This window comes from Avibacterium sp. 21-586, from assembly GCF_026226775.1.
Lineage (GTDB): Bacteria > Pseudomonadota > Gammaproteobacteria > Enterobacterales > Pasteurellaceae > Avibacterium.
This window is the reverse complement of the sequence record NZ_JAKKOD010000001.1, coordinates 419,905-435,939: the sequence shown is the minus strand read 5'-3', so window position 1 is coordinate 435,939 and position 16,035 is coordinate 419,905. Positions and strand designations below refer to the sequence as shown.

Annotated in this window: 15 protein-coding genes and 1 other RNA gene; 8 read left to right on the top strand and 8 right to left on the bottom strand. The window is 40.1% G+C overall.

What is annotated here, in order from left to right; translation table 11 throughout:
- Positions 1-69 precede the first annotated feature (69 nt).
- Both L5B71_RS02005 and L5B71_RS02000 read right to left on the bottom strand, forming a co-directional pair.
- Positions 70-606 carry an elongation factor P hydroxylase gene (locus L5B71_RS02005; RefSeq protein ID WP_265756708.1) on the bottom strand — a complete coding sequence of 179 codons (537 nt, stop codon included), beginning with the start codon at positions 604-606 and terminating at the stop codon, positions 70-72.
- Positions 607-761: 155 nt separating this feature from the next.
- Positions 762-1,736: an oxidoreductase gene (locus L5B71_RS02000; RefSeq protein WP_265756707.1), complete on the bottom strand. Its 975-nt coding sequence runs from the start codon at positions 1,734-1,736 to the stop codon at positions 762-764.
- Between the two features lie 73 nt (positions 1,737-1,809).
- On the opposite strand from L5B71_RS02000, the gene ybaK reads away from it, so the two are divergent.
- On the top strand, positions 1,810-2,292 hold the full coding sequence (gene ybaK, locus L5B71_RS01995; protein WP_265756706.1) for a Cys-tRNA(Pro) deacylase: 483 nt from the start codon (positions 1,810-1,812) through the stop codon (positions 2,290-2,292).
- A 73-nt stretch (positions 2,293-2,365) separates the two neighbouring features.
- Here the strand turns inward: ybaK and fabA are convergent, their stop codons facing one another.
- The 4 genes from fabA to L5B71_RS01975 form a co-directional block, all read right to left on the bottom strand.
- The gene (gene fabA, locus L5B71_RS01990) at positions 2,366-2,896 is read right to left on the bottom strand and encodes a bifunctional 3-hydroxydecanoyl-ACP dehydratase/trans-2-decenoyl-ACP isomerase (protein ID WP_265757767.1); all 531 of its coding nucleotides are present in this window, start codon (positions 2,894-2,896) and stop codon (positions 2,366-2,368) included.
- A 394-nt stretch (positions 2,897-3,290) separates the two neighbouring features.
- Complete coding sequence (locus L5B71_RS01985; RefSeq protein WP_265756705.1) at positions 3,291-6,686, bottom strand: YadA family autotransporter adhesin; 3,396 nt, start codon at positions 6,684-6,686, stop codon at positions 3,291-3,293.
- The gene (locus L5B71_RS01980) at positions 6,656-7,747 is read right to left on the bottom strand and encodes an ESPR-type extended signal peptide-containing protein (protein WP_265756704.1); all 1,092 of its coding nucleotides are present in this window, start codon (positions 7,745-7,747) and stop codon (positions 6,656-6,658) included. The genes L5B71_RS01985 and L5B71_RS01980 overlap by 31 nt, the downstream gene beginning before the upstream one ends.
- 128 nt (positions 7,748-7,875) lie before the next feature.
- Positions 7,876-9,639, bottom strand: a complete 1,764-nt coding sequence (locus L5B71_RS01975) for a Lon protease family protein (protein WP_265756702.1) — start codon at positions 9,637-9,639, stop codon at positions 7,876-7,878.
- Between the two features lie 135 nt (positions 9,640-9,774).
- Here L5B71_RS01975 and L5B71_RS01970 point away from each other — a divergent pair, with 135 nt between their 5' ends.
- The 3 genes from L5B71_RS01970 (at position 9,775) to matP (ending at position 10,974) form a co-directional block, all read left to right on the top strand.
- Positions 9,775-10,053, top strand: a complete 279-nt coding sequence (locus tag L5B71_RS01970) for a type II toxin-antitoxin system RelE/ParE family toxin (protein ID WP_265756700.1) — start codon at positions 9,775-9,777, stop codon at positions 10,051-10,053.
- A 17-nt stretch (positions 10,054-10,070) separates the two neighbouring features.
- A complete protein-coding gene (locus L5B71_RS01965) occupies positions 10,071-10,367 on the top strand; it encodes a HigA family addiction module antitoxin (RefSeq protein WP_103852818.1) in 297 nt (98 codons plus the stop codon).
- 157 nt (positions 10,368-10,524) lie between these two features.
- A complete protein-coding gene (matP, locus tag L5B71_RS01960) occupies positions 10,525-10,974 on the top strand; it encodes a macrodomain Ter protein MatP (RefSeq protein ID WP_265756699.1) in 450 nt (149 codons plus the stop codon).
- Positions 10,975-11,037: 63 nt separating this feature from the next.
- On the opposite strand, the gene rnpB is transcribed toward matP, so the two are convergent.
- Positions 11,038-11,428: RNase P RNA component class A (gene rnpB, locus L5B71_RS01955), an RNA gene on the bottom strand.
- Positions 11,429-11,549: 121 nt separating this feature from the next.
- Here rnpB and L5B71_RS01950 point away from each other — a divergent pair.
- Together L5B71_RS01950 and L5B71_RS01945 are read left to right on the top strand one after the other, a co-directional pair.
- Positions 11,550-12,485 (top strand): KpsF/GutQ family sugar isomerase, encoded by a 936-nt coding sequence (locus L5B71_RS01950; protein ID WP_265756698.1) that lies wholly within the window; start codon positions 11,550-11,552, stop codon positions 12,483-12,485.
- Positions 12,486-12,489: 4 nt separating this feature from the next.
- A complete protein-coding gene (locus tag L5B71_RS01945) occupies positions 12,490-13,038 on the top strand; it encodes a KdsC family phosphatase (protein WP_265756697.1) in 549 nt (182 codons plus the stop codon).
- A gap of 35 nt (positions 13,039-13,073) precedes the next feature.
- Here L5B71_RS01945 and greA read toward each other — a convergent pair whose 3' ends face one another.
- Positions 13,074-13,550, bottom strand: coding sequence for a transcription elongation factor GreA (gene greA, locus L5B71_RS01940; RefSeq protein ID WP_265756696.1), 477 nt, complete (start codon positions 13,548-13,550; stop codon positions 13,074-13,076).
- A 188-nt stretch (positions 13,551-13,738) separates the two neighbouring features.
- On the opposite strand from greA, the gene dacB reads away from it, so the two are divergent.
- Positions 13,739-15,181 (top strand): serine-type D-Ala-D-Ala carboxypeptidase, encoded by a 1,443-nt coding sequence (dacB, locus tag L5B71_RS01935; protein WP_265756695.1) that lies wholly within the window; start codon positions 13,739-13,741, stop codon positions 15,179-15,181.
- 3 nt (positions 15,182-15,184) lie between these two features.
- Positions 15,185-15,979, top strand: coding sequence for an MOSC domain-containing protein (locus L5B71_RS01930; RefSeq protein WP_265756694.1), 795 nt, complete (start codon positions 15,185-15,187; stop codon positions 15,977-15,979).
- Positions 15,980-16,035 lie beyond the last annotated feature (56 nt).

Sequence of the window (16,035 nt, the reverse complement as noted above, 5' to 3'; positions counted from 1 at the left end):
ACACCGCACTTTTTAGAACATAAATAAAGAAAGTGCGGTGCAAATTTCGCTGATTTTTAAGTTCAATTTCTAAATTTTATTCACGTCAAACAAATCCAAATTAATGCAATCTGGCGTGCCGTAAAATTTGGCAAGGGCTTGGCGTAAAGTTTCTGCACGTTTTGGTAAACCTTTAGTGGCATAGCTTTTCACCTGTTCATAAACCGCGTGTTTGAAAGGCTGAGTATCACCAGGATTGCCGTTAAGATTATCACTGCTCGCAATATAACGAAATCCTGCAGCGGTGGCTAAAATCCATTCTAAGGCTTGCGGCTTCACTTCCACTTGTTCAAACTCTCGCTGACGTTGTTCAGAACGTCCATCAGGTTCATACCAATAGCCAAAATCTTCTAATTTACGCCGTGCTTTGCCTGCGATCAGCCAATGGGAAATCTCGTGCAAGGCACTACTATAAAAGCCTCGTGCAAAATAAATGGCATTGTAAGAGCAATGTTCATTGGCTGGTAAATAAAGTGGTTCATCGCCCCCTTTGAGCAATTTAGTATTATATTCTTGCTCAAAGCATTGATTAAAAATAGCAATAATATCTTCTAAACGATGTTCCATCACAACTCCAAAAAATAATAAGGCACAAAATCTGTGCCTGAAAAATCTAAAATTTGATAATAGCTGAGCGATATTAATTATTCACTACTCGCGCCCAAATCTTAGTCCAAGTAAGATATGTAAGATAACTGACAAATTGCCCATTTGGAATAAAATCAATAGCCCGATTGATACACCAATTCGGCTAACTTCACCGCCATTAAGGCGAGGTTAAAGCGTTGTTCATCTGCAACTGACCAAAATTCAATCCCATTTTCCACGGCACTTTGTAGTTGGTTAAGGTTGCTGATATGCAGTTTGACTTCGCTTTCACCGTTTTCATTCTCACCATTAATCACCGGCGTAATTTGGCTTTCTGGGTGGTATTCAATCAAGCTGTTTTGTTGCCATATTTCTACCACGCTTTCACTTGTCACATCATAATCAAAAAAAGCGCTTACTTGCTGAGCAAGGCCGTAAAATACAGGAACTTGTATTTGGTGGAAAAGCACATTATCAAGCTGTGGAAAAATTTTCTGCACTTGTGCGCTCAAATTCGCACTTTTTACTGGGAAAACATCAAAGGCTAAACGCTGAGCATTTTCATCTAAAGGAATACCATTTAATAGCTGTGCGGTCTGCCCTGCAAGTTGTGCCACTTTTTCATCGCCCATATAAGAAGCTGGCAAAAGCGAGCTAACAACCACTTGTTTTAATGGGTAATTTTGCAAAATTTCGCTTAATGGCAAAATACTTTGGGTGACTTGCGGATTAGGTAAAGACACAATATTACGCTGACGCAGCTCCACTAATTGTGCATCATTAACCGTTGGGATCACCAATGGCACATCAGGCAAGCTAGCACAAAGCCCGAATAGATCAATCACCACGCAGCCTGCTTCCGCAGCTTTCGCTAAATGGCTGGCAGCGGACACTTCACCTGCGAAAAACACATAATTGAAAGTTGCCCAATCCACTTCATCTGGCACAATTTGCGCGACCGCTTTATTATTAAAACGAATGCCTTGTTCTTCATTAAATGGAAAAATTTCCACTACGGATAGCTGATCAATTTCCAGCTGGCTTTGCTCTAAACATTCAGCCAGTTTTTCGGCTAATTCAAATTCTGCGGCAATGGCGATCTTTAACATTTTTTCTCCCTTGATTTTAATAATCAGCGTAAAATAAGCGCTGTATTCTACCGAATTCTGATAGGAAAAGAAAATGACACCAGCCATTGATTTATTAAAAAAGCATAAAATCCCTTTTGTTTTACATAGTTATGATCACGATCCAAACAATACCCATTTTGGTGATGAAGCCGCAGAAAAATTAGACATCGCACCCGAGCAATCTTTCAAAACCTTGCTTGTGGCGGAAAATGGCGATCAGAAAAAGCTTGCTTGTTTTGTGCTTCCTACGGCAAATATGCTGAATTTAAAGAAAGCCGCGAAAGCCATTGGTGTGAAAAAAGTGGAAATGGCAGACAAAGATGCCGCACAAAAAAGCTCGGGTTATTTAATTGGCGGGATTAGCCCTTTGGGGCAAAAAAGAAAACTGAAAACGGTTATTGCACAATCTGCCTTAACCTTTTCACAAATTTATGTTTCTGGTGGTAAACGGGGGTTAAGTGTGGAACTGGCACCACAAGATTTAGCGGATGTGCTACAAGCACATTTTGCTGATATTATGGATGATACAGAATAAAGCAATCACGATGAAAAAGGCTCAAATGAAAAAGTGATCACATTTGAGCCAATAAGTGAAACCGTTTTAGCAATTAGAATGCTGAAGTATCTTGGAATAAGCCTACTTTAAGATCTGTGGCGGTGTAAATTATGCGCCCATCCACTTCAACTTCACCGTCTGCTAAGCCCATTACTAATTTGCGATTTACCACACGTTTCATATTAATGCGATAAATCACTTTTTTTGCCGTTGGTAAAATTTGTCCGGTGAATTTCACTTCACCTACGCCTAAGGCTCTGCCTTTACCTTTACCACCGATCCAGCCAAGATAAAAACCGACAAGTTGCCACATCGCATCTAGCCCTAAACAACCCGGCATAACTGGATCACCGATAAAATGGCAACCAAAGAAAGGCAAATCGGGGTGAATATCTAATTCTGCTTCAATATAGCCTTTACCGAAAGTACCACCAGTTTCATTCATTTCAACAATGCGATCCATCATTAACATTGTGGGAGCGGGGAGCTGTGGGCCTTGTTCGCCAAATAATTCACCACGTCCTGATGCCAATAAGTCTTCATAGCTGTAGCTACTTTTTTTATTTGGTGTACAACTGTCCATCATTTTTTGTTTCCTCTATGTATAAAAATACGGAATATATCCATTAATTCCATATTCTATCAGGATTATTATAAAATAGATATAGCTAACAGTTGTTAGCTCATCTTGTCCGATCAGTAGATGAGTAAGTTAAATTTGATCTTATATCAGGAACAATCAAAGATATAAGGAGGCACTTCTTATTTATAAAGATTGCTAGAATAAAATATGAGAGTTCCCTTTTGGATTTAGACTGAATTTTGACACTCATATTCTAAATGGGGAAACTCTCACTTTTTATTATGAATTGTTAGATTAAGTCTGATCTAGCATAACGATAATCACATAATGTCCATTATTACTTAATTTATCATTATTAATCCTTATGTATCTTGTACAAATTAGATCAGCTTTATTACCATAGATAGCCTACACCTGCACCAGCATTTGTACCTCCTTTAGAGTCGGTAGAGCCACTTAATTTAATGATCACATGCCCACTGTCTGAAATACGAGAAATACCCACAGCTACCGCATTTGCACCACGGTATGTGCCTGCAGCCACAGCTACTATGGAATGACCAGGAATATAAGATTGTGGCAAGTTTGCCATAGCGGTTGAACTTGCAATACCACCGCGCGCTTTTCGATCAACATTGTCAATACGGTTACCCATAGCGTTAAACTGATTTACATTTATTGCATCTGTACCTTTTACACCAGGCGCTACATTAGTAATACGGTTACCACCGTTATCCAATCCGTCAGCTGTTAAATTCACATTGCTTGCTTTGCCTACAGCATTAGTGCCAGTAATACTTATGCCATTAGCAGTTACGTTAGTTACGTTACCTACTGAGTCTTTCAGTTCAATACTATTAAGGTTCCTTAAATCTTTAGCAAGATCAACTTTCACTTTCGTGCCTTTAGGTGTATCCATTTTACTCACTACAGTATTGTTGCCATTGATAAAGTCAACAGTATCAAGATTTTTGATCTCTTTAGATTTAGCATTATCACTATTTGTAGTGACCTTAAATGCCCCCATTTTCTGATCTAACTGCCTTTTATTCACTGCATCTTTTGGATTTACACCATCCGCAACATTAGTAATAGTATTACCGCCGTTGTCTAAGCCATTTCCACTAAGTTTAACCGCTTTGTCAGAATTATTTTTACTAATGATTACGATACTCCCATTTTTCACAACCACAGTATTACCATCTCTGTCTTTGAATTCAACTCCTTCAAGGTCTTTAAGCATTTTTGCCATTTTAATAATAAGCTCACCATTTTCAATATCTACTCGGGTGTTAGATGCAGTTGCATCAGCGTTATTATCTAAAGCACCTTTTACTGTTACAGTGTTATTGAGTTTTTTCTCAATAATACCCCCTTGATTACCTTCAAATTTTAAACCATCACTTAGTGTAGCTACATCTTCACCGTTTACATCAAGACGTGGTTTAGTATCTTTGCCATCAATGCCAGGTTTACCTCCTTCTTTAACGGTAAGGGTCACCCCATCTTTTCCATCTTTACCAGCTACGCGAATAGTACCTGCTTCACCAGGTTGATCATCTTTAGCGAATTTGCCAATAGTGATATCTTTGTTCATTGATACAACATACTCATCACCACCTTCAGCATTTTTATCTGCTGATTTGATAACAGTAATATTATTTCCGCTGGATTTTACTGATGTTGGCTTGCCTTTGACACCTTTAATTACGTCATTCAATTGATTAACGTTTACTGCATCTGTGCCATCAGTACCTTTAGCAACATTTGTAATTTTTTTGCTACCAGCATTAATCCCCTCTTTTCCGATTAAAACAGTATTTTTCGGATCAACTATTTTTCCGGAAACAGAATCAACCAGACCAAAGATAACACTATCTAAACCAACCAAATCTTTTGCCAATTTGAACGATAATTTTCCGTCCTCTTGATTTTGAGAGGCTACTACAGCAATATTTCCATCAACAAAATTATCTATATTTTTGTCATCTGTAATATTGCCGGTCAACTCAGTAATTTTGTTTAATTTTATGGCTGCTCCATCACCAAAATCCCCAATGTATTTGATACCATCATTAAGCGTAGCCACTTCTTCTTCAGTTCCATCTGGTTTCTCATATATAATACGTGTTTTAGATAGTTGATTGTCTTTGTCAGCCGGTCCATCGTTACCACGAATTCCAGAACCACCAAAGGCTAGGCTAATATCTGCTTTCGGACTCTTGCCATTTTTACCAGCAGGACCTGTCAAGCCTATTACACCGTTTTTACCTTTAAGTACAATACCTGGTTGACCATCTACGCCATCTTTACCTGATTCACCTCCTACAATAATAGAACCACCAGCGTTGCCATCGATTGCAACGCTATCTTTACCTGATTTGCCTTTCACTGTGATAGTGCCAGAATTTTTATCATCACCAATGGTTATATCATTATCAAGGCTCACTTCTAATGCTTTATGTGCTGGTATGTTAACTTTTTCAGCAATATCGACCACTTTTACGCTAACTCCATCTTTACCCAACACCTCAATAGTCGTACCAAGATCTTGTTTGACTTCTTTGCCATCATCATCTTTCAATCCAAAACCTCCGCCATTACTGGTATTTTTAATACTGTTAGATAAATTTTTGATATTATCAGACACATTTTTCAAGTCAGATACATTCACAGCTTTGTTTGGAGAATTTTCCGCTGCTTGGTCTAATGCTTTAGTGAAGTCACCACCAGTTTTATTGCCATCAGGATTGATCGCACTTTTCACATTATCTAATGTTTGTGGCTTAGCGATATTATCTTTGTTTACTAAGGTTATACTAACAGGTTCAGCATCAGCATTTTCTTTTCCAGCGTTCACTTTGCCATCAGTGACATCTTCTACTTTATAGAATTTATCACCCACTTTCACTAATAAGTGGCCTTCAACATCAGTATAGGCTATTGGTAAGCCAGTTAAATTAATGCGCACATTATCTTGCAACTCACTAATAGGATCTACCACTGCTAACGTATTAGCACCGTTGGAAAAGTTTACTGTATCATATGGCTTTATAAAATCTTTCTCTCTACCGTTATTCTGCAAACTCCAACCCACATTTAACAGATCGCCCACTGTTGCAGCATTATTTTGCATTTTATTCACATCATCCACACTTGGAGCAGTTTTTGCACCGTTTAAATTTCCTGCGATATTAGTAATTGATTTATTGCCCGCATTAATACCATTTTTACTTACAACAACAGTTTTATCTGGGACAGTTGGCTTACCTGTTTGTGGAATAACATCACCAAAAGTTATGCTATCTAAGCTTTTAAGTTGTTTAGCAAGTTTTACCGTTAAGGTATCTGTACCGTTGGAGAGCACACCAATATTTTCATCGCTTAACTCGCCTTTCGCTTCCCCTTTCACATTAGTTCGTTGACCTAGCACTCGCACAAACTCGTTAATTGGGTTTCCTCCGTTTTGCTCAATACTTGGATCTAGTTTGTCACCCGCATATTTTATGCCTGTATTCGCAACCGCTTTTAACTGTGCTACATTAACAGCATCAGTGTCGATCGAACCTGCTGCGACATTAATAATTTGACGAGTAGCACTATCACTACCTACGGAAACCGCCCCTGTATGAGCTAAATCATGACGTCTTTTAACGGTTTTTTGAACAGCAATTTTGTCAGCCTCATTTACATTATTAAGGACATAAACTTGATCAGCAAACTTCACTTTTCCTGATGATTTAGGCGCTTCTGATATACCTAAAATAGGATTAGATACTGCCTCAGGCATATTTTCTTTACTTGAATCATTCGCGATAGCAAAACCAACACGATCTGCAACAGAACCTTGACTAAGGCAACACTAGAATAAGCTAATGTTCTACTTTGACTACCCAATGCGTTAGAATACCATGCATCAGCTCTGGCAAATGCACCAAATGAGGCCGCACCAATTTCATTTGCAGAACTCTGTGCTCCAACTGCAGTTGAGAAAATACTACCTCCAACAGCTTGGGAACCAATTGCAACAGAGCCAAAATTCAAGATTCTGCTGCCTGTACCAATAGCGACACTGTCACGACTATTAATATTACCATTGGCTTCACGTCCAATAATCACCGCATCTGGTCCATTTGAAGAAGCTTTATCCCCAATAACTACAGAGTTCCAAGCTCGAATAGTAGCTTCAGCTCCTCTCCCAATAGCCACAGTACGAGAACCTATAGAACGCGCGCTATTTCCAACAGCAATAGACTCAAATCCATGCATTTGTTTATAGATCACATCTTCTTTATTATCACCTACTTTTGCGAGATAATCTTCTAACTCTTGTTGACTTTGAAATAATGCATTTGTTTCTGGATTAGTCAGGTATTTCCACCAACCTAATGCTGGACCATTATGCCCTGCTACCGCATCATTACCAATTGCAATCGCTTTATCGTCATGTGCTATTGCACCAGTACCTTGTGCAATACTATCCTGTGCTTTAGCTTGTGCATTTGAACCTATTGCTATAGATTTTTGATTGCTCATACCTCCAGTATCTGCCATGCCTGCAATAGCTCTTTCACCAATAGCAATTGAACCTGCTGTTACAGCTTTTGCACCGTCAGCACATGCAATTGTTATACCGTCAACGACACAGGTGTTGCCTGTTCCTATCACTGGCGGATTTGCCATAACAACATTTGAGCAAAGTCCCAAACTCAAAGCTATGCCAATACGAGTTCGATTAAGCACGCTGACTGAGGAGTGAGAGCTTGATTTTGTTATCTCTTTGGTAAGTTCAGATGTCACCACAAATGACTGCGTGGAATGGCTCCAAATGACTTTGAAAATAGTATTCATATTTTTCTCCTATTCCAATATAGATTTTAAATTTATCAGACTAATCTTTAAATCATTTTAATCTCCCGAATTATTAAAGCAATACCTTATCAAAATGAATTTCATAAGTTATGAAGCAACCTATTCTTCTAACCTTTCCAACTCAATAATCTATGCAAAAAAAACTTTTTATGTTGTTCAGAATGGGTACTCAGCCTTTGATGGATAAGCTCACTTAAAGGATAAGTGTTTTCGTTGTAAGTGCTATCTTCTTCGACTAATAAATGCCGTTTAAAGAGAATCTCGCAGGCTTGGAAAACATCATCTACCGCCCAGATGGAAAATTGCTGATTTTTCACCGCACTTATCACCTGTTCCGATAAACTCAGCTGATTTAACACCGCAGAAGGCACGATCACGCCTTGATTGCCCGTTAAACCGCGTTTTTCACAAATAGCAAAAAAGCCTTCAATTTTTTGATTTACGCCACCTACGGAATGCACTAGTCCAAATTGGTCAATTGCACCTGTAATGGCAATGGATTGCGGTAGCGGTTGCAATGCTAAGGCACTGACTAACACGCAAAAACACGCAAGTGATGCACTGTCGCCGTCAATTTCACTATAAGATTGCTCAAACACAATAGACGCGGAAAACGGCAATTGGGTAGGCAAATCTAAAATATTCGCTAAACACACTTCAGCAATCATTGTGCCTTTGCTATGAATATTACCTGCCAGCTCATTTTTGCGTTCTACATCAATCACTTCCCCTTCGCCAAGCTGAACAATACAACTAATCCGTGATGGCTCACCAAAGGAAATTGGGCTGCCTGGGTATTCAATCACTGAAAGCCCATTAATTTGCCCCACCGCTTCGCCTTGGGTTGCCACATAAATTTGTTCGTGCAGAATATCTGCATAAGTTTGCTGTTGCAAAAAGCCTTGCTGTTGCTGTTTGGCTTGAAAATATTGCTCAAATTGCACCGCACTTAATTCATTGCACTGCACCAACGTACGCGTGTTGCTCAATATCTCTTTTAGCTTTAACGGCGAAATATTAATACAATGACGATCTTCGCTTTCTCGCACCAAAAGCTGATAGAGTCGATTCATTCCTTCTGCGGTGAGCTGAATACCAAGCTGTTTCGCATAAGATTGCACATAACCTTGCCATTGCTGCTGCGCTTGCTCATCATCAAGGGAAAAATAGCTTTCAATTTCGCTGTAATCGGCAAGCTGATAGAGGCTTTCATCTAATTCTTCTAATAGTGCCAGTTGGGTGCGATCCCCCAATAAAATGACTTTTAATGTCAGATCGTAACTGGGAATATCGCAAGGCAGCGGTTTATAAGGATGTAAAGATTGCCAATGGAAATGCTGTTCACTCAAAAGCTGCTTTAAGCGTTCCCACAAGCCCACCTGCGTTAATAAAGGCGCTACACTTAAAATCAGCACACCACCGTTTAACTGATGCACTAAACCACTTTGCAGTTCAATCTGTTGGCCATTTGAACGGACACTACCGAATAATCGTTGTTGATCATAATAGATCGCACTCGCCACTTGTTTTTTCGCCGCAAAATTATCTTCCACTCTAGCCGCATTTTGCAGCGTAACTTTAGGCAATGTTTGCTCAGAACCTTGCTCAATATGATAATGCACACCTTGCAAGAGCAACGCTTGTGGTTGGAATTGGCTGATGAATTTTTCCAGCAGCACCGCATATTCCCCTTGCTGATCAGCTTTTAGTACCAGTAAAGTGCGGTCAGAATTTTGCAAGAATTGCGAAACGCTCCCACGGGCGCGCGATTGTAGGTCAAAAAAATCAATAGATTGCGAAAAATCTGCTTGCCCTGCTAACTCAGGACGTAAATTCTGCCAAGATAAAACTTGATTAAATAACGCAGGCAAAGTGTGTGGCTCTCTTTGGGTAATGGTTGAAAAGGTGGATTATCGCATAATGGGATTATTTTGTATATTTATGCCTTGCATTTAATAACGTGATCCGTTACCATTACGTGGTATTAACGAAAGGCGTTATTATTTATGATTACCCATTTTTCCTGTAAAGAAACCCAAGCATTTTTTGAAGGTAAACGAATACGGCGTTTTATCCCATTTGAAAAAGTCGCAATGCGAAAACTTCAACAACTCAATGCGGCAACAGAGCTTAACTTTTTAAAAATTCCTCCAGGGAATCATTTAGAACAGCTTTCTGGTGATCGAAAAGGGCAATACAGCATTCGAATTAACGATCAGTGGCGGATTTGTTTTACTTGGTTAAATGGACATGCCACTGATGTTGAAATTGTGGATTATCACTAAATTAAGGATTACTGATTATGATTAGAGAAATTCCCCTATCCCACCCCGGAGAGATTTTATTAGAAGATTGGCTAAAACCACTTGGCATTAGCCAATACGCACTGGCAAAAGCGATTTCTGTCCCACCTCGCAGAATTAATGAAATTGTCAAAGGTAAACGTTCCATTACCCCCGATACCGCATTGCGTTTGGCAACATTCTTTGGTACAGATGCACAAAGCTGGCTTAATATGCAATCACATTATGACACAGAACAAACTCGTTCAATCATTAACGAAGATTTAAGCCATATTATTCCTTATCAATTTGCTTGAAAAAGTGTGGTGAAATTTCACCGCACTTCATAAATATCGCTAAAAAAATATTACGATTAGACGAATTTATTACCCAAAACAAAATTTACTAGCGAAAAAAATCGGAACAGCGTAAACTTATACAGAGTTACCCCGTAACGGAGTCTGAGGAAATACGATGAAATACCAAAAGCTAGAAAATCAAGAAGCGCACTGGAAATGGCTCTATTTAACCAAAAAAGCCCGTGAAGGGGAGCAAATTACGCGCTATGAAGAACGTAGTTTACAGCAAGAAATGGTACGCCGTTTAATTGCCGCACAAAATAATGCAGCGGAAACAGAAGAATGGGTGAACACGCATCTCTCGCCTAATTTAGTGGTGAAATTAGACCAAGCGATTCGTGCACGGCGTAAGCGTTTTTTCAATGCAGAAAAACAAACTACCAAGAAAAAATCTATTGATTTGGAATATTCTGTCTGGTTGCGCTTATCAAGATATGCTAAAAAAATGAAAATGACCCTTTCTGAAACCATCACTTATATGATTGATGAGCGAGAAAGCAAAGCCGCTTATGAGCATCAAATGTCGGCAATGAAAGAAGGGTTAAAAGATTTATTGAAAAAATAAACCGCACTTTTGCGATAACCTTTGTAATAAAAATAAAGCCTCCAAAAATGGAGGCTATTTTATTCATTGAGTTAGTCGATAAGCCGGGTTCTGTCGTTGAACAATCATTCATCTAGGCGTTTGTTCGCACAAACGCTCAAGCAACCTACCCGAACTCTGAGCGGGCCACTCATTGAGTTCCTATTTGGTCTTGCTACGAGTGGAGTTTACCCTGCTGTGAAATGTTACCACTCACACGGTGCGCTCTTACCGCACCCTTTCACCCTTACCTGATCTCAAACGAGCCATCGGCGGTCTGCTCTCTGCTGCACTTGTCGTAGGCTTTCGCCTCCCAGACGTTATCTGGCACTCTGCCCTATGTAGCCCGGACTTTCCTCTCGTCTATTTGTCCCACTAGGTCGTTTATACAAACGGTTTAGGGCTTCAATAAACCAGCGATTGTTTGGCTAACTCAGGACGGAAGTATAGCGGAATATCAAGGAAATGCAAGAAAACTCGGATAAAATGATTGCTAGAGTTCGTAAAAAACTTACGTTAAAATAATCGTACTTTTGCTGAATATGAAAAGGGCAACAATGGATTATCTCAAAATCGCACAAAACACCCTTGCGGTGGAACAAAAAGCCTTGCTACAACTGAGCCAGCGTTTAGATGAACAATTTAACCAAGTGGTGGAATTAATTCTAAATTGCGAAGGGCGTTTAGTGGTGGGAGGAATTGGTAAATCAGGTCTGATCGGTAAGAAAATGGTGGCAACCTTTGCTTCCACCGGTACGCCAAGTTTTTTCCTGCACCCGACAGAAGCCTTTCACGGCGATTTGGGAATGCTCAAGCCTATTGATATTGTAATGCTGATTTCATACAGCGGTGAAACCGATGATGTGAATAAACTCATTCCGAGTTTAAAGAATTTTGGTAATAAAATCATTGCCTTAACCAGTAATAAGCAATCTACCCTTGCAAAACACGCCGACTATGTGCTGGATATTACCGTGGAACGGGAAGTTTGCCCGAATAACCTTGCCCCCACCACCTCTGCACTGGTTACCCTTGCATTGAGCGATGCTCTTGCCGTAGCACTGATTACGGCAAGAAATTTCCAACCTGAAGATTTTGCGAAATATCACCCGGGGGGAAGTTTAGGCAAACGCTTGTTATCCCGCGTGAAAGATCAAATGCAAACGAAATTGCCTATCGCACAACCCACTACTTCCTTTACGGATTGTTTAACCATTATGAATGAAGGGCGTATGGGCGTGGCGATTGTTATGCAAGGCACGGAATTAAAAGGCATTATCACCGATGGTGATATTCGCCGAACACTTACCCGCAATGGGGCGGACACGTTAAGCAAAAGCGCGCAAGAACTGATGACCTCTCAACCTAAAACCATCAATGCAAATTGCTATTTAGCGGAAGCAGAAAACTTTATGAAAGAAAACAAAATTCATTCATTAATCGTATTAGATGACGCTAAAAACGTGGTGGGTTTAATTGAATTTTCGAGCTAATACTATGATTTCAAACGAACAATTACAAAATATTAAACTCGTGATCACCGATGTGGATGGTGTGCTCACAGACGGTTTACTCCACTATGACGCCAACGGTGAAGTGTTCAAAAGTTTCCACGTTCGTGATGGATTGGGCATTCGTATGTTAATAGAAAATGGCGTGCAAGTTGCTGTGCTTTCAGGACGAGATTCCTCTATTTTACGCAAACGCATTGCCGATCTTGGAATTAAGTTGTTTTTTTTAGGCAAATTAGAAAAAGAAAGCGCCTGTTTTGAATTAATGAAACAAGCTGGCGTAAGCCCTGAAGAAACCGCATTTATCGGTGATGATAGCGTGGATCTACCTGCTTTTGCAGTGTGTGGATTATCCTTTGCCGTAGGTGATGCGATGGATTATGTGCAAGATTGTGCTGACTATGTGCTACAACGCCACGGTGGTCAAGGCGCATTTCGGGAAATGTCAGATATGATTATGCGTGCACAAGGAAAAAGTGATGCTTTTGCTACCGCACAAGGCTTTCTTAAAACTGTAGAAAATATGGCTCAATAACCAATAAAAAGCCCCTTATGAAAGGGGCTACCTAATTATTTATATTCTACTTCAATAATATCAAATTCAACCGTCCCCCCCGGAGTGGAGATGGTTACGCTGTCGTCTACCTCTTTACCAATTAAGCCACGAGCAATAGGCGAATTTACCGAAATTAAGCCTTGCTTAATATCGGCTTCATCATCACCTACGATTTGATAGGTAACTTGTTCGTCCGTATTTACATTCACCAGCATCACAGTTGCACCAAAAATTACTTTACCGTTATTTGGCATTTTCGTCACATCAATGATTTGGCTGTTGGCTAATTTCCCTTCAATTTCTTGAATACGCCCTTCGCAAAAGCCTTGTTGCTCACGTGCTGCGTGATATTCTGCATTTTCTTTTAAATCACCGTGTTCACGTGCTTCTGCAATAGCTTTAATAATTTCTGGGCGACGAACATTCTTTAAAAAATCTAACTCTTCTCTTAATTGCGCTGCACCGCGTACCGTCATTGGAATTTGTTGCATTGTTAATCCTTGTTCCTTTATTAGTAAAAACAGAACTACGGTAAAGCAACACTTTACCGTAGTTCAAAAATATAATTTCAACGTAAACCACGTTATTACCCATTTTATACGAGAAATAATTTTACTCTCGCGATATTCGGTACTATTATTGTTTTTCTAAAAAAAAATAGCAACTATCTTGATTAGTTATGTACAAATTATCATCAAAACTACTGACTTTTGTATCCGCGATTTCCTTTGCTTTCAATACCCCATATAGCGTTGCAAAAGTGGATATTACACAACTTAGCGCGCAACTTCCTACAGGAACTAGCCTTTCTTTTGTGGCAAAAAACTTAAAAACGCAAGAAATTCTCACCGCTCTTAACCCACAGACCTTTATGCTTCCTGCAAGTACACAGAAAGTATTTACTGCGCTTGCTGCCAAACTGACTCTTGGCGATGAATTTCATTTTGAAACAAGCCTGCTACGCCAAGGTAATATTCAAAATGGTGAGTTACGTGGTAACTTAATTGCCAAGTTTACTGGCGATCCAGATTTAAGCAGTGATCAACTTTATCAGCTACTTGCCCAATTAAAACAGCAAGGTATTCAGCGCATTACAGGTGATCTTATTTTAGATACTTCCGTGTTTACAGGACACGATCGTGGCTTAGGTTGGATTTGGAATGATTTGTCAATGTGCTTTAATTCGCCCCCTGCAGCGGTGAATATCAATCACAACTGTTTTTATGTGGATCTTGATGCCAATTTGCCTGCGGGCGAACTGGTGAAATTCAATGTGCCTGCGCAATATCCCGTGCAAGTGTTCGGCCAAGTGCGTGTGGCAAGCAAAGAAGAAGCGCCTTATTGCCAGCTTGATGCCGTGCTGCACGACAACAATCGCTATCAGATTAAAGGCTGCCTTGCTCGTCAAAGCAAACCTTTTGCACTCAGTTTTGCTGTGCAAGATCCTAATGCTTATGCGGCAGCAATTATTCAACGTCAATTAAACCGCCTTGGCATTGCATTTAACGGTAAAATCCAACAGCCGCGCACAGCACAAAAAGGGCAAATTTTGGCGCAACATTTGTCTAAACCGCTGCCAGATTTGATCAAAAAAATGATGAAAAAATCGGATAATCAAATTGCCGATGCACTCTTTCGCACCATCGGTTATCACTATTACAAGCGCCCAGCATCCTTTCAACTTTCTGCAAAAGCAATGCGTCAAATTTTGCAAGCTCAAGCAGGTATAAAATTTGATAATAGCGTTATCGCCGATGGTTCTGGACTTTCACGCCACAACTTAATTTCTGCCGATATTATGTTGCAAGCCCTTGAATATATTGCCAATCACGAAGCACAACTGCATTTATTAGACAGCTTTCCTATTGCGGGGGTAGATGGCACATTAAGCGGACGCGGTTCGATGATCAATCCGCCGTTAGCGCAAAATATTTCCGCAAAAACAGGCGCGTTAAAAGGAGTTTATAACCTAGCGGGCTTTATGAAAAATGCGAAAGGCGAACCTCTTGCTTTCGTACAATTTATTAACGGTTATTCCACAGGTGATCTAGAAAACAAAACCAAACGCGCACCCTTAGTACGTTTTGAAAATGCCCTTTACAGCCAACTTTATGAGAATTAAGCAATGAAATTACAACATATTTACTTATACCCCATCAAATCCACGCAGAACTATGAAGTGGCGCAAGCCGTGGTTCAACCGCAAGGGCTGAATTTTGATCGCACCTTTATGCTCACAGAATTAGACGGCACATTTATTACGGCACGCAAAGATGCGGCACTTTATCACTTCCACGCGTTACCGACAGCGCTTGGTTTATATATCCAGCACCAAGACGGTTCAGCCATTCAAATTCAATATACGGATTTTCAGCAAAGCCAAGTCTGTGAAGTGTGGGGGAATAAATTTAACTCATTGCTTGCACCGCAACAAATTAATCAATGGTTTAGCGAAAAAATAGGCCGTGCCGTGCAATTGCGTTGGACAGGCGAACACACGCAACGCAAAATTAAACACTCCCCCGACCAACCGCTTTCTTTTGCAGATGGCTACCCACTTTTGCTCACCACTGAAGCGTCTTTTAACGCAGTACAGCAAGCTTGCCCAAGCCCAATTTCACCGCTGCAATTCCGCCCCAATTTAATTATTGACGGGATCGCCCCTTTTGAAGAACAGCAATGGGCTGAAATTCAAATCGGTGAAGTCAAATTCTTACACAGCAAACCTTGCGAACGCTGCGTTCTCACCACTCGCAACCCTACTACCAACCAAACTGATCCGAAAATGGAACCTTTCCGCACGCTGAAAAAACTCAACCGCAACGAACAAGGCGCACCACTTTTCGGTATTAATTTAATTCCATTGAATACGGGGGTTATTCGCGTGAATGATGACGTGAATATTTTGACATTGAAATAAAAAAGTGCGGTGGGTTTTCAAGTTTGAGTTTTTACAGATAATGTAATTGTAGAAAC